Raw genomic sequence first — 18,146 nt, forward strand, 5'->3', positions numbered from 1 at the left:
ATTCGGCGCCTGACAGATTCGGAAACACCCAGCTTTGCGGCATACTGGGCGTCTCTGGAGATATGTACAGCATGCCCGAGCAACTCAATACCCGCGTCGAAGATTGTTTCCTGCTAGCCGAATCCTTTTTCAAACGAAGCTTCAAACGTCCCCAGGTCAGCCTCAAGCTGCGGGGCCAGAAGGCCGGTGTCGCGCATTTGCACGAGAACCTGCTGCGCTTCAACCCACAGTTGTACCGAGAAAACAGCCAACATTTCCTCAAGCAGACCGTAGCCCATGAAGTGGCGCACCTGATTGCCCACCAGTTGTTTGGTGAACGCATCCAGCCCCATGGCGAGGAATGGCAATTGATCATGCGCGGGGTCTACGAACTGCCGCCGGACCGTTGCCACACCTATGCCGTGAAGCGCCGCCAGGTGACCCGCTATATCTACAAGTGCCCGTGCGCGGACAGTGACTTTCCGTTCTCGCCCCAGCGCCATGGCATGGTGGCTCAGGGCCGAAGGTATTTGTGCAGGCGGTGCCGGCAGACGCTGGTGTTTACCGGTGAAACCCGGGTGGAATGAGGGCCTCATCGGGGGCAAGCCCCCTCCCACCTGTTGACCACGCCGCCTATCGAGTGTGGGAGGGAGCTTGCTCCCGATTGCGTCGGTCCAGTCACCCTACTACCTTGGTCCGCCGCAGATCCTGTATGCGCTGAACACTGAACCCCAACTCCGCCAGCACCTCATCACTGTGCGCCCCCACAGCAGCGCCTATATGCCTGGGCGCTGGCAACCCCTCCGAGAACTTCAACGGGCAGGCAATCTGCGCCTGGCTCGAGCCATCCCCCCTGGGCACCTGACTGACCAACGCCCGCGCCCTTAACTGCGGATGTTGCACCGCTTCACTCAGGCTCAACACCGGCTCCACACACGCATCCACCCCGGCAAACAACTCACACAACTCATCAAAGCTACGTTTCTCGAATTCAACCTGCAGCGCCTGCTTGAGTGTGGGCGACAGGCCCAGCGCCGCCAACTCCGGCCGTCCCAGCGCGTCACAGAGTTGCTGCATAAACCCAGGCTCCAGACTGCCGACCGACATCCAACGCCCATCCCGCGAGCGGTAATAATCGTAAAAACTGCCACCGTTCAGCACATGGCTTTCGCGTTCAGGCTCGACATCGCACGCCAGGAAGCCCGCACCCGCCATGGCGTTCAGGCTGAACGAGCAGTCGGTCATGCTCACATCCAGGTACTGGCCTACCCCGCTCTGCTGCCGGGCGATGACCGCCGCGAGCAGCCCCACTACCGCATGCAGCGACCCGCCGCCCACATCCGCCAGTTGTACGCCCAGTGGCAACGGGCCGCTGTCCCGGCGCCCGGTGTAGCTGGCCACCCCGGCCAGCGCCAGGTAATTGATGTCGTGCCCGGCGCGGTCCCTGTACGGGCCAGTCTGGCCATAACCGGTGATCGATACATATATCAGCCGGGGGTTGATCGCCTTCAATGCCTCATACCCCAACCCCAGTCGCTCCATCACCCCAGGGCGGAATTGTTCAAGCAGGATGTCGTATTCCTTGACCAGCGCCCGTACGATCTCCAGCGCCTCGGCCTGCTTGAGGTCCAGCGCCAGGCTGCGCTTGTTGCGGTTGAGGTAGGCGTGGCTGGCCGACGTGCCCTGGTCGTGGGGTGGCAGTACGCGCAACAGGTCCATGCGCGTGGGTGATTCGATACGCAGCACCTCGGCGCCCATGTCTGCCAGCAACAGCGACGCAAACGGGCCAGGCAGCAAGGTGGAAAAATCCAGCACTTTGAGGGACGCCAAGGGACCTGACATGGGCACTCCATTTCGGTTTTGAATGCCCACAGACTAGGCAGCCTTGCGCCGGTCGGCAATCGCCGGAACGGTCACCGACAGTGACCGTTTTGATCACGGCGGGCTTTTTCGCGGCGGCGGCTTTATCATTGGCCCACGTTTGCTTGCAGAGTGTTCCATGAAGTTTGCGATTGCAGTGTTTTGTGCCGCCCACGCGCCCTCCTCGCGCCGCGCCCTGCTGTTTGCCCGGGCGGCACTGGCCGGCGGGCATGAGATTGTGCGGCTGTTTTTCTACCAGGACGGCGTGTACAGCGCGTCCAATTCGGTTGTTGCGCCCCAGGATGAGCAGGACATCGCTCGCCAATGGCGTGAGTTTGTCAGCGCGCACCAACTCGACAGCGTGGTGTGCATCGCCGCTGCCTTGCGTCGTGGCGTGCTCAACGAGGAGGAAGCCACGCGTTATCAACGCAGTGCAGTCAACCTTGATGCGCCGTGGGAGCTGTCGGGCCTGGGGCAATTGCACGACGCCGCCCAGGCCGCCGATCGCCTGATCTGTTTTGGAGGGCCGTGACATGTCCAAATCCCTATTGGTGATCAGCCGCCAGGCACCTTGGTCTGGCCCGGGCGCACGCGAAGCACTGGACATCGTGCTGGCTGGCGGTGCCTTCGATCTGCCCATCGGCCTGCTGTTCCTCGACGACGGTGTGTTCCAACTGGCACCACATCAGGACGCCAAGGCCGTGCAGCAGAAGGACCTCGGCGCCAACCTGCAGGCGCTGGGCCTGTTCGGTATCGACGAGGTATTCGCCTGCCACCATAGCCTGGCCGAACGCGGCCTCACGACGCCCGCCAGCGCACAGCCGCTGGACAGCGCTGCGATCTCCCAGTTGATTGACCGTTACGACCAGGTGATAACCCTCTGATGTCGACTCTACATGTGGTTTCCCACTCCCCGTTTACCGATAGCCGCCTGGACAGCTGCCTGCGTATCTGTGGCGTTAATGACGCCATCCTGCTCTGCGGCGACGGCGCCTATGGGCTGCACAACGCGGCGCTGCAAACCAAAGGCGTGAAGGTGTTTGTGCTGGCCGAAGACATGCAGGCGCGCAACCTGCCCTTGCCCGACTGGGCCGACAGCGTCGATTACCCGGGTTTCGTGCAGTTGTCGCTCGACTACGACAAGGTCAACAGCTGGCTATGAACACCCTGACCGTAGGCACACGCACCCTGGAACTGGACAAGGACGGCTATCTGGTCGACCTGAACGCCTGGTCCGAGGAAGTCGCCAACGCCCTGGCCGCCGCCGAACCCCTGGCGTTGACCGCGGACCATTGGGAAATCCTCACGCTCTTGCGCCAGTTCTACAGCGAATTCCAGCTGTCCCCGGCCACGCGCCCGCTGATCAAGTACACCGCCTTGAAGCTGGGCCCGGAAAAGGGCAACAGCCTGCACCTCAACAAACTGTTCAACGGCACTCCCGCCAAACTCGCCGCCAAGCTGGCGGGCCTGCCCAGGCCGACGAATTGCTTATGACCGACTTTGCCCCGCTGACTCTCCAAACCCCTGCCGAGCACCCGTTTGCACCATTCGTGCGCATCCTGGGCAAAGGCAAGCGCGGTGCGCGCAACCTCACCCGTGAGGAGGCCCGCGAAGCCATGGGCATGCTGCTCGACGAAAAAGTCGAGGACACCCAGCTCGGCGCCTTCCTGATGCTGCTGCGCCACAAGGAAGAAAGCCCGGAAGAACTGGCCGGTTTCACCGAAGCCGTGCGCGAACGCCTGGATGCCCCGGCACTGAACGTGGATGTCGACTGGCCGACCTACGCCGGCAAGAAACGCCACCTGCCGTGGTACCTGCTGGCGGCCAAGTGCCTGGCGCAAAACGGCGTGCGCATCCTCATGCACGGCGGCGGCGCCCACACGGCGGGACGGCTGTATACCGAGCAATTGCTGGGGGGTTTGCAGATTCCCTTGTGCCGCAACTGGCAGCAGGTCGAGGCTGCCTATGCAAAAGGCAACCTGGCCTTTATCCCGCTGGGTGACTGGGCGCCGCAGTTGCAACGCATGATCGACCTGCGCAACACCCTGGGCTTGCGCTCGCCGATCCATTCCCTGGCGCGCCTGCTCAATCCGCTGAATGCGCGATTGGGGCTGCAAAGCATTTTCCATCCCGGTTACCAAGGCGTGCACCGCGATGCCAGCGGCCTGCTCGGCGACAATGTGATTGTGGTCAAGGGCGATGGCGGCGAGGTCGAGATCAACCCCGACACCCTCAGCCATCTGTACGGCACCACCGGCGGCGAAAGCTGGGACGAAGAATGGCCCGCCCTCTCCGCCCAACGCCACGTCAAGCCGGCCACCCTCGACCCCGAGCACTTGAAAGCCGTGTGGCGCGGCGACATCGAGGACAGCTACCCGCAATTGGCACTGATCGCCACCATGGCCCTGGCCTTGCGTGGCCTGGGTCACCCACGGGAGCAGGCCTTTGAACTGGCCCGGCAATACTGGATCGCACGGGACAAATCGATTTAATCGATGATTAACCCCCGGTCTTTGCGCTTTTAGTTCGAACTCATCCCTTTAGACTGGGCTCCAACGCTTATTAGCCAAGGAGCCAGTCATGGGTTTGCTGATCGAAGGGCACTGGAAAGACCAGTGGTACGAAAGTAGCGCGGACGGCGCGTTCCAGCGCGAACAGGCGCAACGCCGCCACTGGGTCACCGCCGACGGCGCGCCAGGCCCGAGTGGCGAAGGCGGCTTCACAGCCGAGGCCGGCCGCTACCACCTCTATGTCTCCCTGGCCTGCCCCTGGGCTCACCGCACGCTGATCCTGCGCAAGCTCAAGGGCCTGGAAAGCCTGATAGACGTGTCCGTGGTCAGTTGGTTGATGCTGGAAAATGGCTGGACCTTCGACAAGGCCCATGGCTCGACCGGCGACAAACTCGACGACTTAGCCTTCATGCACCAGCGTTATACCGCCGACACCGCCGATTACACCGGGCGCGTCACCGTGCCGGTGCTGTGGGACAAAAAGCTGCAGCGCATCGTGAGCAATGAGTCGGCGGAGATCATCCGCATGTTCAACAGCGCCTTCAATGAATTGACCGGCAACACCCTGGATTTCTACCCTGAGCCGCTGCGCGCAACTATCGACGCCTTGAACGAGCGCATTTACCCGGCGGTGAACAACGGCGTGTACCGCGCAGGCTTCGCCACCTCACAGCAGGCGTATGAACGCGCGTTTGATGATGTATTTGCCGAGCTGGATCATCTGGAACAGCACTTGGGCGACCATCGTTACCTGGCTGGCGATTACCTGACGGAGGCGGATGTACGGCTCTTCACCACGCTGATTCGCTTTGATGCGGTGTATTACAGCCACTTCAAATGCAATTTGCGCAGGATTGCGGATTACCCGAACCTGTCGAATTGGTTGAGGGAGATGTACCAGTGGCCGGGGGTGGCCGAGACGGTCGATTTCGAACACATCAAGGGGCATTACTATGCCAGCCATCGCACGATCAACCCGACGGGGATTGTGCCGAAGGGGCCGTTGCAGGGGTTTGATGAACCGCACGATCGGAAGCAATTGATTGGCAAAGGCGTGTGGAACTGATCCGACGTATTGGCTGGCTTTTAGGGCCTCATCGGGGGCAAGCCCTCTCCCACACAGGAATGCATTCCAATGTGGGAGAGGGCTTGCCCCCGATGCTTTCAAGGCTCAGACCTGCGACTGTGCGCCTTCAAACCACTTCAGCTTCTCGCGCAACACCACCACTTCGCCGACGATCACCAGTGTCGGCGCATGCACTTCATGCTCCGCCACCATCCGTGGCAAGTCGGCCAGGGTGCCGGTGAACACGCGCTGGTTGGACGTGGTGCCCTGCTGGATCAAGGCCGCCGGGGTATCCGCCGCACGCCCGTGCTTGATCAACTGATCACAGATGATCGGCAAGCCGATCAAGCCCATGTAGAACACCAGGGTCTGCGAGGGGCCCACCAGGTCATGCCAGGGCAGGTCCGAGGTTCCGTCCTTCAAATGCCCGGTGATAAAGCGCACCGACTGCGCATAGTCGCGATGGGTCAGCGGAATTCCGGCATATGCCGCGCAACCGCTGGCTGCCGTGATTCCCGGCACCACCTGGAACGGAATGCCATGGGCGGCCAGTTCCTCGATCTCTTCGCCACCACGACCAAAGATGAACGGATCGCCCCCCTTGAGGCGCAACACCCGCTTGCCCTGCTTGGCCAGGTCCACCAGTTGCTGGTTGATCTGGTCTTGTGGCACGGCGTGGTCGGCGCGACGCTTGCCGACGTAGATACGCTCGGCATCCCGGCGGCACAGTTCGAGGATCGCGGGCGCCACCAGGCGGTCGTACAACACCACATCGGCTTGCTGCATCAGGCGCAGGGCACGGAAGGTCAGCAGGTCGGGATCACCCGGACCCGCACCCACCAGATAAACCTCGCCCGGCGCATAAGGCGGCGCGCCGTTGACCTTCTCGATCAGCAAGCGCTCGGCCTCATCGCCCTGCCCGGCCAACTGGCGGTCGGCAATCGGGCCCTGGAACACTTCTTCCCAGAACGCACGGCGCTGCTGCACATCCGGGTACAAGCCTTTGACCTGGGCACGAAAACGCGCCGCCAGCCCGGCCAGCTGCCCGTAAGTGGATGGAATCCAGGTTTCCAGCTTGGCGCGGATCAAGCGTGCCAGCACCGGCGCATCGCCACCGCTGGACACGGCGATCACCAAGGGCGAACGGTCGACGATCGCCGGGAAGATCACGCTGCACAAGGCCGGCGCGTCGACCACATTGACCGGTACGCAACGGCGCTTGGCATCGCTGGACACTTGCGCGTTCAGCGGCTCGTCGTCGGTTGCCGCGATGATCAGGGTGCAGCCGTCGAGGTCGGCCTCCTGATAACCGCGCAGAATCAGTTCCCCGCCACTGCCCAATACCAGTTCACGCAACTGGTCTTCGATCTGGGGAGCAACCACCCGCAGCAACGCCCCGGCGTCGGCCAGCAGCCGGGATTTGCGCAAGGCAATCTCCCCGCCACCGACGACCAGCACACGACTGCCGCGCAGGTTATGAAACAGCGGCAGAAATTCCATTTAGCGAATGACCTCAACGCCCGCCATGTAAGGCTTGAGCACTTCGGGTACGCGGATCGAACCGTCAGCCTGCTGGTAGTTTTCCAGCACCGCCACCAGGGTACGGCCTACGGCCAGGCCGGAACCGTTGAGGGTGTGTACCAGCTCCGGCTTGCCGGTTTCCGGGTTGCGGAAACGCGCCTGCATGCGACGGGCCTGGAAATCACCGCAGTTGGAGCACGACGAAATCTCGCGGTACTTGTCCTGGCTCGGCACCCACACTTCAAGGTCGTAGGTCTTCACGGCGCTGAAACCCATGTCACCGGTGCACAGGGCCAGCACGCGGTACGGCAGCTCCAGCAGTTGCAGGACGCGCTCAGCGTTGGCGGTCAGGCCTTCCAGGGCGTCCATCGAGGTCGACGGCTCGACGATCTGCACCATCTCGACCTTGTCGAACTGGTGCTGGCGGATCATGCCGCGGGTGTCGCGGCCCGATGCGCCGGCTTCACTGCGAAAGCACGGGCTGTGGGCGACGAACTTAATCGGCAGTTGCCTGGCGTCGAGGATCTCGCCGGAGACGATATTGGTCAGCGACACTTCGGCGGTCGGAATCAGGTACAGGTCGGCTTCGCCGTCGCGGCTGATCTTGAACAGGTCTTCTTCGAATTTCGGCAACTGGCTGGTGCCCATCAGCGCCGGCGCCTGCACCAGGTACGGGGTGTAGGCCTCTTCGTAACCGTGCTCGCCGGTGTGCAGGTTGATCATGAACTGCGCCAGTGCGCGGTGCAGGCGCGCAACCGGGCCGCGCAACAGCGAAAAGCGCGCGCCGGACATCTTGGCGGCGGTTTCGAAATCCAGGCCACCGCTCAGTTCGCCCAGGGCGACGTGGTCCTTGATCTCGAAATCAAAGGCTTTAGGCGTGCCCCAGCGGCGCACTTCGACGTTGCCGTCTTCGTCTGCGCCAATCGGCACCGATTCGTGGGGGATGTTGGGGATGCCCAGCAGGATCGAATCCAGTTTGGACTGGATCTTTTCCAGCTCGACTTTACCCTCGGACAGCTCGGTGCCCATGCGCTCGACATCTGCCATCAACGGTGCGATGTCTTCGCCGCGCTGCTTGGCCTGACCGATGGATTTGGAACGCGCATTACGCTCAGCCTGCAGTGCTTCGGTGCGGGTCTGGACGGTCTTGCGCTGTTCTTCCAGCGCTTCGATGCGCGCAACATCCAAGGCAAAGCCACGGGATGCCAGGCGGTCCGCTACGTCCTGAAGGTTGCTACGTAACAGTTTGGAATCGAGCATGTCGGTCTCTCGTTTATCAAAGTTTGGTCAAGGACAGGCCGGCCCAGGTAGCGAGCAGCCCGCCGAATACGCTGATGCCCAGGTACCCGAAGGCTATCAGGGCCTGCCCGCTTTCCAGCAGGCGCAACGTATCCAGTGAAAAGGATGAAAAGGTCGTCAGACCGCCTACAAAGCCGACAATCAAGCCGGCGCGAATTTCAATCGGTACTTCCGGGCGCAACAGGAACCAGCCGTACAACAGCCCGATGATCAGGCAGCCCACCAGGTTGACCGCCAGGGTCGCCGCGTAAAAATGCCTGGGCCAGTTGGCGCTGACCCAGGTGCCGGTGGCGAAACGCAATAATGTACCAGCGATGCCGGCTGCGGACACGGCAAGAATCGTCTTGAACACTACTTTCTCCGCTGTCTGGGGCTGAGTCGATCGAGTTGCGCGAGGTGATTGAGCTTTTCGCCGATCTTCAGCTCCAGGCCACGGGGCACCGGCTGATAGAGCGGCAACGGTTCAAGCTCATCGGGAAAATAGTCTTCACCGGCCGCGTAGGCATCCGGCTCATCGTGGGCGTAACGGTATTCATCGCCATAACCCAGCTGCTTCATCAGCTTGGTCGGCGCGTTGCGCAGGTGCATCGGCACTTCGAGCGAGCCATATTCGGCGGCGGCGCGCAATGCGGACTTGAAGCCCATGTACACCGCGTTGCTTTTTGGCGCGCAGGCCAGGTAGGTGATGGCCTGGGCCACCGCCAACTCGCCTTCCGGGCTACCGAGGCGTTCCTGTACGTCCCATGCCGCCAGGCACAGGCTCAGTGCACGCGGGTCGGCGTTGCCGATGTCTTCGCTGGCCATGCGCACCACACGGCGAGCGAGGTACAGCGGGTCGCAACCGCCATCGATCATGCGTGCAAACCAGTACAGCGCACCGTCGGGGTTGGAGCCGCGCACGGATTTGTGCAGTGCCGAGATCTGGTCGTAGAAGGCCTCGCCGCCCTTGTCGAAGCGGCGCCGCGTGTCGCCGAGCAGGCTTTGCAGGAGGTCGACGCCAATCTCACCGCCGTCTTCGGCCAGGTCGGAGGCGTTTTCCAACAGGTTGAGGAAACGACGACCATCGCCATCGGCGGCCGTCAGCAGGATCTTGAAGCCCTCTTCGCTCACGCTCAGTTGGCGCTTGCCCAAGCCCTTGTCTTCGTTCAAGGCGCGCTGCAGCAGCTTCTGCATCGCCGCCTCGTCCAGGCTTTTGAGCACATAGACCCGCGCCCGCGACAGCAAGGCGTTGTTGAGCTCGAACGAAGGGTTTTCGGTGGTGGCGCCGATGAAGATCAGCGTACCGTCTTCCACATAGGGCAGGAACGCATCCTGCTGCGACTTGTTGAAACGGTGCACTTCGTCGACGAACAGGATGGTGCGCTTGCCGTACTGCCCCGCCTGCTGCTTGGCGACTTCCACCGCCTGGCGGATCTCCTTGACCCCGGCGAGTACCGCCGAGACCGTTTCGAAGTGCGCATCCGAGACCTTCGCCAAGAGCCGCGCCAACGTGGTCTTGCCCACCCCCGGCGGCCCCCAGAAAATCATCGAGTGCAGCGCACCCTGCTCCAGGGCTTCACGCAGGGGCTTGCCGCGAGCGAGCAGGTGTTCCTGACCGACGTACTCGTCCAGGTTGGTCGAACGCAGGCGTGCGGCCAGTGGCTGGGCAATCGGGTCACTTCGAAACAGGTCCATGGGCAGCGTTTGAAACCTCTGGGGAATTTATTCCTGGATCACGTCGGCACCCTTGGGGATGTCGAACTTGAACTTGGACGCCGGTACCGGCTGGTTGGCCTTGACCCCGGAGAACAGGATATCGGTGCGCTGGCCGACGCTGTCGATCAGGCGCATGTTGTTGATCACGCCGTTACCGAACGACAAGGACAGGGTGTCAAACAGCGTGTCCTTGGATTTCGGCTTGAGGGTGAATTCGATCACGTTGCTGGTCTGCTTGGAGGTGATGTCGAAGCTGTCGTTGATCTTCGACACGTCACCTGAGAGCAACAGCGCCGGGGTCTGGTTCAGGCGCGGGTCGAGCTTCTTGATGGTCGCCTGTTCCAGGTCCGGGTCCCACAGGGTGACCTTCTGGCCATCGGACACGATGGTCTGCTCGGCCTTGCCCTCGGTGTGCCAGTAGAACAGGCCAGGACGCTGCACGGCCATTTCGCCGGCGGTTTCCTGCAACTGGGTGCCGCCGGCATCCAGGGTCAACTGGGAGAAGCGCGCGGTCAGGGTCTGGGATTTGTCGAGCAGATTCTTCAGGCTGGCGACGGAGGCCGGGTCAGCGTGAGCCGAAACAGCGGTCAGGGCCAGTGCCGGCAACAACAGCATGCGGATAAAGCGCATGGGAGTCCTCATTGAGTAGTCAGGACGCGCCGCGTGCTGTCACGCGGCGCGGGATCAGTCGCGCATCTGCCCGGGGGCAATGACTTCACGCGAGCCGTTGGTGTTCATTGCGGTCACGACGCCAGCGTTTTCCATGGCTTCGATCATACGAGCGGCACGGTTGTAGCCGATTTTCAACTTGCGTTGCACCGCGGAAATCGAGGCTCGACGGCTTTCGAGCACGAACGCCACGGCTTCATCGTACAGCGCATCGGTCTCGGCATCATCGTCGCCACCGCCGCTGCCGCCATCGAAGCCGCTGCCGGCTTCTTCCACACCGGCGAGGATGTCATCGTTGTACTCCGGTGCGCCGCGCAGTTTCCAGGCTTCCACCACACGATGCACTTCATCGTCGGAAACAAAGGCGCCGTGCACCCGGATCGGCAGGCTGGTGCCCGGCGGCATGTAGAGCATGTCGCCATGGCCGAGCAGTTGTTCGGCGCCCCCCTGGTCGATGATGGTCCGCGAGTCGATCTTGCTCGACACCTGGAACGCCATGCGCGTCGGGATGTTGGCCTTGATCAGGCCGGTGATCACGTCCACCGACGGCCGCTGGGTGGCAAGGATCAAGTGAATACCGGCGGCACGGGCCTTCTGGGCGATACGCGCGATCAGCTCTTCAACCTTCTTGCCGACAATCATCATCATGTCGGCGAATTCGTCGACCACCACCACAATGGTCGGCAGCTTGGTCAGCTTTGGCGCTTCGTCGTGAATGCTTTCGCGCCGGTACAACGGATCGTCGATGGTCTCGCCGCGTTCCTGGGCTTCCTTGATCTTGGCGTTGAAGCCCGACAGGTTACGCACGCCCATCTTCGCCATCAGCTTGTAGCGGCGCTCCATCTCGGCAACGCTCCAGCGCAGGGCGTTGGCGGCGTCCTTCATGTCGGTGACCACCGGGCACAGCAGGTGTGGAATGCCTTCGTAGATCGACAGTTCCAACATCTTCGGGTCGATCATGATCAGCTTGGCGTCTTCCGGGCCGGACTTGAACAGGATCGACAGGATCATCGCGTTCACCCCCACCGACTTACCGGAACCGGTGGTACCGGCGACCAGCAGGTGGGGCATCTTCGCCAGGTCGGTGATCACCGGCTTGCCACCGATGTCATGGCCCAGGGCCAGGGTGACCGGCGACTTGAAGTTGTCGTACTCGGGCGTCGACAGCACTTCGGAGAAGCGCACGATCTGGCGGTCTTCGTTGGGAATCTCGATACCCACGGTGGTCTTGCCGGGAATGACTTCCACCACGCGCACGCTGGTCACGGCCAGGGAGCGGGCCAGGTCTTTCGCCAGGTTGGCGATGCGGCTGACCTTCACACCGGCGGCCGGCTGGATTTCGTAACGGGTGATCACCGGGCCGGGATGGATGGAGTCCACCGAGACTTCGACGCCGAATTCCTTGAGTTTGATTTCCAGCAGGTGGCCGACGGCCGCCAGGGACTCTGGGGAATAGTTGAGTTGTTTCTTTTCGGCCGGGTCGAGGATCGAGATCGGCGGCAAGGTGCCTTCGACGGCGCTGTCGATGAACAACGGCGCCTGTTTCTCTTTCTGTACGCGATGGCTCGGTTCGGCCGGCTTGGGCGGCGCGGGAGCAATCACTGGCGGCACCTGCTTCTCGCGGTCCGACATGTGCTTGCTCAAGGCCTGTTCGCGTTCGATCAGGCGTTCCTTGACCTTGGCCTGCTCACGCCGGTCCGGTGTGCTCGGGGCCACCACTTCGTTGACACGGGTGTCGACCTCACGCAGTTGGGCCACCATGCGCTTGCGGTCGACACGGGCCGCCCACCAGCGATTGGCGGCGCCCTGGAACAGCTCCAGCAGGTCGAGGGTGATCTTGCCGGTCACGTCCATCACCTTGAACCATGACAGGTCGGTGAACACGGTGAGGCCGAACAGGAACAAGGCGATGAACATCAGGGTACTGCCCTGGATATTCAGGGTCCGGCGCGCCAGGTCGCCGAGGCTTTCGCCCAGCGCACCACCGGCGCCCGCCGGCAGGCCGGTGGGTGCATGGAAATGGATATGCGCCAGCGCCGCGCCGGACAACACCAGGAACACCAGGCCGATCAGGCGCCAGGAGAACAGCCAGCCGCTCCACTGCCATGGCTCATGGCGCTGGCGGAAGATCTGCCAGGTCTTGATCGCCAGCAGCAACGGGAAGATATAGGCGAAGTAACCCAGCACCATGAACAGGATATCGGCGCTGTAGGAACCGGCAGGGCCACCGAAGTTCTGCACGTCTTCGATCTTGCTGTTGTGGCTCCAGCCCGGATCGTCCTTGCCATAGGTCAGCAAGGCCATCATCAGGAACAGGCACAGCGCGCCGATCGCGATCAGCGCACCTTCCTTGAGGCGATAATGCAGGTGCTGGCGCCAGGCCGGCACGACTGCTGCTTTAGGTGTTGCGGCGGATTTCTTCAAAACGGGTCTTTTCCTGCGCCTTTAGCGCGTCCATCTGTTGAATGACTGCAAATACTGCCCAATCCGAGCAGCTGAAAAATGAACGAGCGTCGTTGAATCTACTGTTTAACACCGGACTATTGCTGGATGAAATGACGATAACGCCACAATGGCCGCATTGTACGGGTTTGTGTCCCTGATGCCACGCCGCTTGGCGCTCTTCCAGCAGCATAGCCAATTGTGTGTCACAAGATGTTCAATTTGAGCATGCATTGTCTTTGCTGACAAAGGCTTATGAGCTGTTTTTACCAATCGAGGCAAGCTTGGCAAATGGCCTGCATGGAACAGACCCGATTACGACCACGCCCCCGGCATAGAGTTGCAGAAACACCTGCTCACGCTAATCCACCTTAATGTCCGATCCGGGCTGGTCCGATGGCGCCAGGTCGACAATAATCAGCACTGCCGCCGCAGGTGTCATTCCTGCCACTCCCCTCCCCTTCCGTAAAGCCTGGATGCCATGCTGACCTGGTTACAACGCGATTCACTGACTTTCCCCCCACTGGCCAAGGCCATGCGCGAACCCAATGGCTTGCTCGCCGCCGGCGGTGATCTCAGCGCCGAACGGCTGATCCAAGCCTACCGTCACGGCTGCTTCCCCTGGTTTTCTGAGGGACAACCAATCCTCTGGTGGTCGCCCGACCCACGCACCGTGATATTCCCCGACGAACTGCATGTATCGCGCAGCCTGGGCAAACTGTTGCGCCAACAGCGCTACAGCGTGACCTTCGACCAGGACTTCGCCGCCGTTATCCAGGCCTGCGCGGCGCCACGCGCCTATGCCGATGGCACCTGGATCACCGAAGGCATCCAGAGCGCCTACCTGGAACTGCACCAGCGCGGCTACGCGCATTCGGTGGAGGTCTGGGACAAGGGTGAACTGGTAGGCGGCCTCTACGGCCTCGCAATGGGCCAGCTGTTTTTTGGTGAGTCCATGTTCAGCCGCGCCGACAACGCTTCGAAATTCGGCTTTGCCACGCTGACCCATCAATTGCAGGCCTGGGGCTTTGTGCTGATCGACTGCCAGATGCCCAACGATCACCTGCACAGCCTGGGTGCCCGCGCCATATCCCGCAGCGACTTCGCAGGGTTCCTGCACGACCATCTGGACCAGCCCAACGCCGGACCGTGGGTTTCCTAGGCGACATCCGCGCTCCTGGCTTACACTTATTTCAAAGCTTATCCGAGGGTTGATCATGACCGAGTTGGCGCGTTTGAAGTTTTATGCCACTCAACCCCACTCTTGCAGCTATCTGCCCGACGAGCAGGCCACCACGCTGTTCCTCGACCCCAGCCAGCCTATGGACGTGCATGTGTATGCCGACCTGTCGGAGATGGGGTTTCGGCGCAGTGGCGATCATCTGTACCGACCGCATTGCCAGAACTGTAATGCCTGCGTGCCCGCACGCATCCCCGTTGCGCAGTTTCTACCGGATCGCAACCAGAAACGCATCCTCAAACGCAACGCCGACCTGACGGTGACGTCGGCCAAGCCGCGCTTCACCGAAGAATATTTCGACCTTTACCAGCGCTACATCGAGCAACGCCACGCTGACGGCGATATGTTCCCGCCCAGCCGCGATCAGTTTTCCACGTTCCTGGTCCGCGACCTGCCCTTCTCGCGCTTCTACGAATTTCGTGCGGACGGCCGGCTGGTGGCTGTCGCGGTGACCGATCTGTTGCCTAACGGCCTGTCGGCGGTCTACACCTTCTATGAACCCGCCGAAGAACGCCGCAGCCTGGGACGCTTTGCGATCCTCTGGCAGATTGGCGAAGCCTTGCGCCAGGAACTGGAGGCGGTGTACCTCGGCTACTGGATCAAGAACTGCAAAAAGATGAACTACAAGACCCAATATCGGCCCATTGAACTGCTGATTAATCAAAGATGGGTCGTGCTTAACTAGAACCCCTTGGCTTGAACACCCTTTTTCGGGCACAATGCACGCCGCTTTTGCCTGGCGCAGTTGCACCGGGCCATTCACTGGATACCGAGGGCTTTACTGCATGTCGAAAGAAGACAGCTTCGAAATGGAAGGCACTGTCGTCGACACCCTGCCCAACACCATGTTTCGTGTGGAGTTGGAAAATGGGCACGTCGTAACCGCGCATATCTCCGGCAAGATGCGCAAGAACTACATTCGTATTCTTACCGGTGACAAAGTGCGCGTCGAGCTGACGCCCTATGACTTGAGCAAAGGGCGCATCACTTACCGCGCTCGCTAAGCAAGTCAATACAAAACGCCCGGTTATGCCGGGCGTTTTTGTGTGCGTGCTATTTACCAAGTGCCACAACCCAATGCGGGAGGGGGCTTGCTCCCGATAGCGGTAGATCAGTCACCCATGTAGCGACTGAAACACTGCTATCGGGGGCAAGCCCCCTCCCACATTGACGCTCGCCGCTATGGATCAGGCCATTTCAGCCGTGGTTTCGAACTCGAAGGTCAGCTCGCCATCCTTCAGGTCGATGTGTACCACGCCACCATGGTCGGAAAGCTCGCCAAACAGGATCTCTTCGGCCAGCGGCCGCTTGATCTTGTCCTGGATCAGACGCGCCATTGGGCGTGCGCCCATTGCCGCATCGTAGCCGCCTTCGGCCAGCCAGCTGCGCGCCGCGTCCGTGACCTCCAGCTGCACGCGCTTGTCTTCCAACTGCGCCTGGAGCTCGGTGAGGAACTTGTCCACCACGCTCTTGATAACCTCATGGCTGAGGCGACCAAACTGGATAATGGTGTCCAGGCGGTTGCGGAACTCAGGCGTGAAGCTCTTCTTGATGACTTCCATCGCATCGGACGAGTGATCCTGGTGCGCGAAGCCAATGGAAGCCCGCGCGGCCGTTTCGGCACCGGCGTTGGTGGTCATGATCACGATCACGTTGCGGAAATCCGCCTTGCGCCCGTTGTTGTCGGTCAGGGTCCCGTGATCCATCACCTGCAGCAGCAGGTTGAAGACTTCAGGGTGGGCCTTCTCGATTTCATCGAGCAGCAGCACGCAGTGCGGTTGCTTGGTGATCGCCTCGGTCAACAGGCCGCCCTGGTCGAAACCGACATAACCCGGAGGCGCGCCGATCAGGCGCGACACGGTGTGACGCTCCATGTATTCGGACATGTCGAACCGCACCAGCTCGATACCCATGGCCTTGGCCAGTTGCCGGGCCGCTTCGGTCTTGCCGACACCGGTCGGGCCGGCAAACAGGAACGAACCCACCGGCTTGTCCGGCGACTTGAGGCCTGCACGCGACAGCTTGATCGCGGTGGACAGCGAGTCGATGGCCGCATCCTGACCGAACACGGTCAGCTTGAGGTCGCGCTCCAGGTTACGCAGCAACTCCTTGTCGGAGCTGGTGACGTGTTTTGGCGGAATCCGCGCGATCTTCGCCACAATATCCTCGACCTGCGGCACGTCGATGCGTTTTACACGCTTCTCGACCGGCTGCAGACGCTGGTAGGCACCGGCTTCGTCGATTACGTCGATGGCCTTGTCCGGCATGTGCCGGTCATTGATGTAGCGCGACGCCAGCTCAGCGGCTGAACGCAGTGCTTCATCGGTGTACTCGATGCCATGGTGCGCCTCGAAGCGCCCCTTGAGCCCGCGCAGGATGCCGATGGTGTCCTCTACCGAAGGTTCGGACACGTCGACCTTCTGGAAGCGACGTGCCAGGGCACGGTCTTTCTCGAAGATGCCACGGAATTCCTGGAACGTGGTCGAGCCGATGCAGCGTATATCACCCGACGACAGCAGCGGCTTGAGCAGGTTGGAGGCATCCATCACCCCACCGGAGGCCGCACCGGCACCAATGATGGTGTGGATTTCGTCGATGAACAGGATCGCCTGCGGGCGTTTTTTCAGCTCACCGAGCAGCGCCTTGAAGCGCTTCTCGAAGTCGCCACGGTACTTGGTCCCGGCGAGCAAGGCGCCCAGGTCAAGGGAGTAGACGACGCTGTTGGCCAGCAGGTCCGGCACCTGGTTATCCACGATGCGCTTGGCCAGGCCTTCGGCAATCGCGGTTTTACCCACGCCTGCCTCGCCCACCAGCAACGGGTTGTTCTTGCGACGACGCGCGAGGATCTGCGCGACACGCTCAACCTCGAGCTCACGCCCCACCAGCGGATCGATCCGCCCCTGGCGCGCCAGTTCGTTGAGGTTGCTGGCATAGGCATCCAGTGGATTGCCCGAAGAAGAAGACTCACCGCCCTCGTCGTCCTGCATATCCTGCTCACCCTCGGAATGATCGCCGTGCCCGGGCACCTTGGAGATACCGTGGGCGATGTAGTTGACGACATCGATACGGGCAACGCTCTGCTGTTTGAGCAGGAACACTGCCTGGCTTTCCTGTTCGCTGAAAATCGCCACCAGCACATTGGCGCCCGTGACTTCACGCTTACCGGAGCTCTGAACATGGAACACGGCACGCTGAAGCACCCGCTGGAAGCCCAGGGTTGGCTGGGTCTCACGGTCTTCATCGTGGACTGGAATAAGTGGCGTTGTGGAGTCGATAAACTCCTGCAGGTCATGCTTGAGTTTGTCGAGGTTGGCGCCGCACGCACGTAGAACGGTGGCGGCAGCTTCGTTATCCAAAAGTGCCAGCAGCAGGTGTTCGACGGTCATGAACTCATGACGCTTCGAACGAGCCTCCTTGAAGGCAAGATTGAGGGTGACTTCGAGCTCGCGGTTTAACATAGCTTCACCTCATACCCAAGTGGTCGGCGTTAACCGTCCTTCTCGATTTCACAGAGTAGCGGATGCTGGCTTTCCCTGGCGTACTGGTTGACCTGCATGGCCTTTGTCTCGGCGATGTCGCGGGTAAACACTCCACATACTGCCCGTCCTTCTGTGTGAACGGCCAGCATTACCTTGGTCGCCAACTCGCGGTTCAGGTTAAAAAACACCTCGAGCACTTCGACCACGAAATCCATCGGTGTGTAGTCATCATTGAACAAAACCACCTTGTACATCGGCGGCGCCTGTAGAGCAGGCTTGGCCTCCTGAACAGCAATGCCTGCAGAACCGTCGTCATCATGTTGCTGATCCGGTCGATCCTGATTGAATGTTAGTCGAATCTGGCTGTTTGCATGCATGGAAAGAAA

Annotated in this window: 20 protein-coding genes; 10 read left to right on the forward strand and 10 right to left on the reverse strand. The window is 61.3% G+C overall.

Features of this window, described 5'->3' with window-relative positions; all coding sequences use genetic code 11:
* The first annotated feature begins 71 nt into the window (after positions 1-71).
* Entirely contained in the window at positions 72-566 is a 495-nt protein-coding gene (locus BMX59_RS17115; RefSeq protein ID WP_071492040.1) for a SprT family zinc-dependent metalloprotease, read from the forward strand.
* A 91-nt stretch (positions 567-657) separates the two neighbouring features.
* On the opposite strand, the gene BMX59_RS17120 is transcribed toward BMX59_RS17115, so the two are convergent.
* Complete coding sequence (locus BMX59_RS17120; RefSeq protein ID WP_093123794.1) at positions 658-1,821, reverse strand: CaiB/BaiF CoA transferase family protein; 1,164 nt, start codon at positions 1,819-1,821, stop codon at positions 658-660.
* 157 nt (positions 1,822-1,978) lie between these two features.
* On the opposite strand from BMX59_RS17120, the gene tusD reads away from it, so the two are divergent.
* The 6 genes from tusD to BMX59_RS17150 all read left to right on the forward strand — a co-directional run bounded on the left by tusD (position 1,979) and on the right by BMX59_RS17150 (position 5,415).
* Positions 1,979-2,371 carry a sulfurtransferase complex subunit TusD gene (gene tusD, locus BMX59_RS17125; protein WP_093123798.1) on the forward strand — a complete coding sequence of 131 codons (393 nt, stop codon included), beginning with the start codon at positions 1,979-1,981 and terminating at the stop codon, positions 2,369-2,371.
* Position 2,372: 1 nt separating this feature from the next.
* On the forward strand, positions 2,373-2,723 hold the full coding sequence (gene tusC, locus BMX59_RS17130; RefSeq protein WP_071491881.1) for a sulfurtransferase complex subunit TusC: 351 nt from the start codon (positions 2,373-2,375) through the stop codon (positions 2,721-2,723).
* Positions 2,723-3,001 carry a sulfurtransferase complex subunit TusB gene (gene tusB, locus BMX59_RS17135; RefSeq protein ID WP_071491882.1) on the forward strand — a complete coding sequence of 93 codons (279 nt, stop codon included), beginning with the start codon at positions 2,723-2,725 and terminating at the stop codon, positions 2,999-3,001. The genes tusC and tusB overlap by 1 nt, the downstream gene beginning before the upstream one ends.
* Positions 2,998-3,333: a TusE/DsrC/DsvC family sulfur relay protein gene (locus tag BMX59_RS17140; protein WP_093123803.1), complete on the forward strand. Its 336-nt coding sequence runs from the start codon at positions 2,998-3,000 to the stop codon at positions 3,331-3,333. Before tusB ends, BMX59_RS17140 begins: the two co-directional genes overlap by 4 nt.
* Positions 3,330-4,331, forward strand: coding sequence for a glycosyl transferase family protein (locus BMX59_RS17145; protein WP_092245107.1), 1,002 nt, complete (start codon positions 3,330-3,332; stop codon positions 4,329-4,331). Before BMX59_RS17140 ends, BMX59_RS17145 begins: the two co-directional genes overlap by 4 nt.
* An 88-nt stretch (positions 4,332-4,419) precedes the next feature.
* Positions 4,420-5,415 carry a glutathione S-transferase family protein gene (locus BMX59_RS17150; protein ID WP_093123809.1) on the forward strand — a complete coding sequence of 332 codons (996 nt, stop codon included), beginning with the start codon at positions 4,420-4,422 and terminating at the stop codon, positions 5,413-5,415.
* Positions 5,416-5,520: 105 nt separating this feature from the next.
* Here the strand turns inward: BMX59_RS17150 and cysG are convergent, their stop codons facing one another.
* Genes cysG through BMX59_RS30195 form a run of 7 tightly spaced genes read right to left on the reverse strand, consistent with a single transcriptional unit; the run spans position 5,521 to position 13,240 of the window.
* Complete coding sequence (gene cysG / locus BMX59_RS17155; protein ID WP_093123813.1) at positions 5,521-6,915, reverse strand: siroheme synthase CysG; 1,395 nt, start codon at positions 6,913-6,915, stop codon at positions 5,521-5,523.
* The gene (gene serS, locus BMX59_RS17160) at positions 6,916-8,196 is read right to left on the reverse strand and encodes a serine--tRNA ligase (protein ID WP_093123817.1); all 1,281 of its coding nucleotides are present in this window, start codon (positions 8,194-8,196) and stop codon (positions 6,916-6,918) included.
* A 16-nt stretch (positions 8,197-8,212) separates the two neighbouring features.
* On the reverse strand, positions 8,213-8,587 hold the full coding sequence (gene crcB, locus BMX59_RS17165) for a fluoride efflux transporter CrcB (RefSeq protein ID WP_071491888.1): 375 nt from the start codon (positions 8,585-8,587) through the stop codon (positions 8,213-8,215).
* A complete protein-coding gene (locus BMX59_RS17170) occupies positions 8,587-9,909 on the reverse strand; it encodes a replication-associated recombination protein A (protein ID WP_071491889.1) in 1,323 nt (440 codons plus the stop codon). Before BMX59_RS17170 ends, crcB begins: the two co-directional genes overlap by 1 nt.
* Positions 9,910-9,936: 27 nt before the next feature.
* The gene (lolA, locus tag BMX59_RS17175) at positions 9,937-10,560 is read right to left on the reverse strand and encodes an outer membrane lipoprotein periplasmic chaperone LolA (RefSeq protein WP_071491890.1); all 624 of its coding nucleotides are present in this window, start codon (positions 10,558-10,560) and stop codon (positions 9,937-9,939) included.
* Between the two features lie 54 nt (positions 10,561-10,614).
* Positions 10,615-13,023, reverse strand: a complete 2,409-nt coding sequence (locus tag BMX59_RS17180) for a DNA translocase FtsK (RefSeq protein WP_071491891.1) — start codon at positions 13,021-13,023, stop codon at positions 10,615-10,617.
* On the reverse strand, positions 12,998-13,240 hold the full coding sequence (locus BMX59_RS30195) for a hypothetical protein (RefSeq protein ID WP_139212897.1): 243 nt from the start codon (positions 13,238-13,240) through the stop codon (positions 12,998-13,000). Before BMX59_RS30195 ends, BMX59_RS17180 begins: the two co-directional genes overlap by 26 nt.
* 282 nt (positions 13,241-13,522) lie before the next feature.
* On the opposite strand from BMX59_RS30195, the gene aat reads away from it, so the two are divergent.
* From aat to infA, 3 genes are all read left to right on the forward strand, one after another.
* Positions 13,523-14,203, forward strand: coding sequence for a leucyl/phenylalanyl-tRNA--protein transferase (gene aat, locus BMX59_RS17185; RefSeq protein WP_071491892.1), 681 nt, complete (start codon positions 13,523-13,525; stop codon positions 14,201-14,203).
* Between the two features lie 55 nt (positions 14,204-14,258).
* Positions 14,259-14,966: an arginyltransferase gene (locus tag BMX59_RS17190; protein WP_071491893.1), complete on the forward strand. Its 708-nt coding sequence runs from the start codon at positions 14,259-14,261 to the stop codon at positions 14,964-14,966.
* Positions 14,967-15,066: 100 nt separating this feature from the next.
* Positions 15,067-15,285: a translation initiation factor IF-1 gene (infA, locus tag BMX59_RS17195; RefSeq protein WP_002553999.1), complete on the forward strand. Its 219-nt coding sequence runs from the start codon at positions 15,067-15,069 to the stop codon at positions 15,283-15,285.
* Between the two features lie 183 nt (positions 15,286-15,468).
* On the opposite strand, the gene clpA is transcribed toward infA, so the two are convergent.
* Together clpA and clpS are read right to left on the reverse strand one after the other, a co-directional pair.
* Entirely contained in the window at positions 15,469-17,739 is a 2,271-nt protein-coding gene (gene clpA, locus BMX59_RS17200; protein ID WP_071491894.1) for an ATP-dependent Clp protease ATP-binding subunit ClpA, read from the reverse strand.
* 29 nt (positions 17,740-17,768) lie between these two features.
* On the reverse strand, positions 17,769-18,137 hold the full coding sequence (gene clpS, locus BMX59_RS17205; protein WP_071491895.1) for an ATP-dependent Clp protease adapter ClpS: 369 nt from the start codon (positions 18,135-18,137) through the stop codon (positions 17,769-17,771).
* Positions 18,138-18,146 lie beyond the last annotated feature (9 nt).

Source organism: Pseudomonas sp. NFR09 (assembly GCF_900111535.1).
GTDB lineage: Bacteria > Pseudomonadota > Gammaproteobacteria > Pseudomonadales > Pseudomonadaceae > Aquipseudomonas > Aquipseudomonas extremorientalis.

Bases quoted from the DNA above. Each gene is read 5' to 3' on its own strand.
- BMX59_RS17150 (WP_093123809.1), top strand. From the start codon at position 4,420: ATGGGTTTGCTGATCGAAGGGCACTGGAAAGACCAGTGGTACGAAAGT.
- clpA (WP_071491894.1), bottom strand. From the start codon at position 17,739: ATGTTAAACCGCGAGCTCGAAGTCACCCTCAATCTTGCCTTCAAGGAG.
- BMX59_RS17190 (WP_071491893.1), top strand. From the start codon at position 14,259: ATGACCGAGTTGGCGCGTTTGAAGTTTTATGCCACTCAACCCCACTCT.
- infA (WP_002553999.1), top strand. From the start codon at position 15,067: ATGTCGAAAGAAGACAGCTTCGAAATGGAAGGCACTGTCGTCGACACC.
- BMX59_RS17170 (WP_071491889.1), bottom strand. From the start codon at position 9,909: ATGGACCTGTTTCGAAGTGACCCGATTGCCCAGCCACTGGCCGCACGC.
- tusD (WP_093123798.1), top strand. From the start codon at position 1,979: ATGAAGTTTGCGATTGCAGTGTTTTGTGCCGCCCACGCGCCCTCCTCG.
- cysG (WP_093123813.1), bottom strand. From the start codon at position 6,915: ATGGAATTTCTGCCGCTGTTTCATAACCTGCGCGGCAGTCGTGTGCTG.
- serS (WP_093123817.1), bottom strand. From the start codon at position 8,196: ATGCTCGATTCCAAACTGTTACGTAGCAACCTTCAGGACGTAGCGGAC.
- BMX59_RS17120 (WP_093123794.1), bottom strand. From the start codon at position 1,821: ATGTCAGGTCCCTTGGCGTCCCTCAAAGTGCTGGATTTTTCCACCTTG.
- aat (WP_071491892.1), top strand. From the start codon at position 13,523: ATGCTGACCTGGTTACAACGCGATTCACTGACTTTCCCCCCACTGGCC.
- BMX59_RS17115 (WP_071492040.1), top strand. From the start codon at position 72: ATGCCCGAGCAACTCAATACCCGCGTCGAAGATTGTTTCCTGCTAGCC.
- tusC (WP_071491881.1), top strand. From the start codon at position 2,373: ATGTCCAAATCCCTATTGGTGATCAGCCGCCAGGCACCTTGGTCTGGC.
- tusB (WP_071491882.1), top strand. From the start codon at position 2,723: ATGTCGACTCTACATGTGGTTTCCCACTCCCCGTTTACCGATAGCCGC.
- BMX59_RS17145 (WP_092245107.1), top strand. From the start codon at position 3,330: ATGACCGACTTTGCCCCGCTGACTCTCCAAACCCCTGCCGAGCACCCG.
- clpS (WP_071491895.1), bottom strand. From the start codon at position 18,137: ATGCATGCAAACAGCCAGATTCGACTAACATTCAATCAGGATCGACCG.
- lolA (WP_071491890.1), bottom strand. From the start codon at position 10,560: ATGCGCTTTATCCGCATGCTGTTGTTGCCGGCACTGGCCCTGACCGCT.
- BMX59_RS17140 (WP_093123803.1), top strand. From the start codon at position 2,998: ATGAACACCCTGACCGTAGGCACACGCACCCTGGAACTGGACAAGGAC.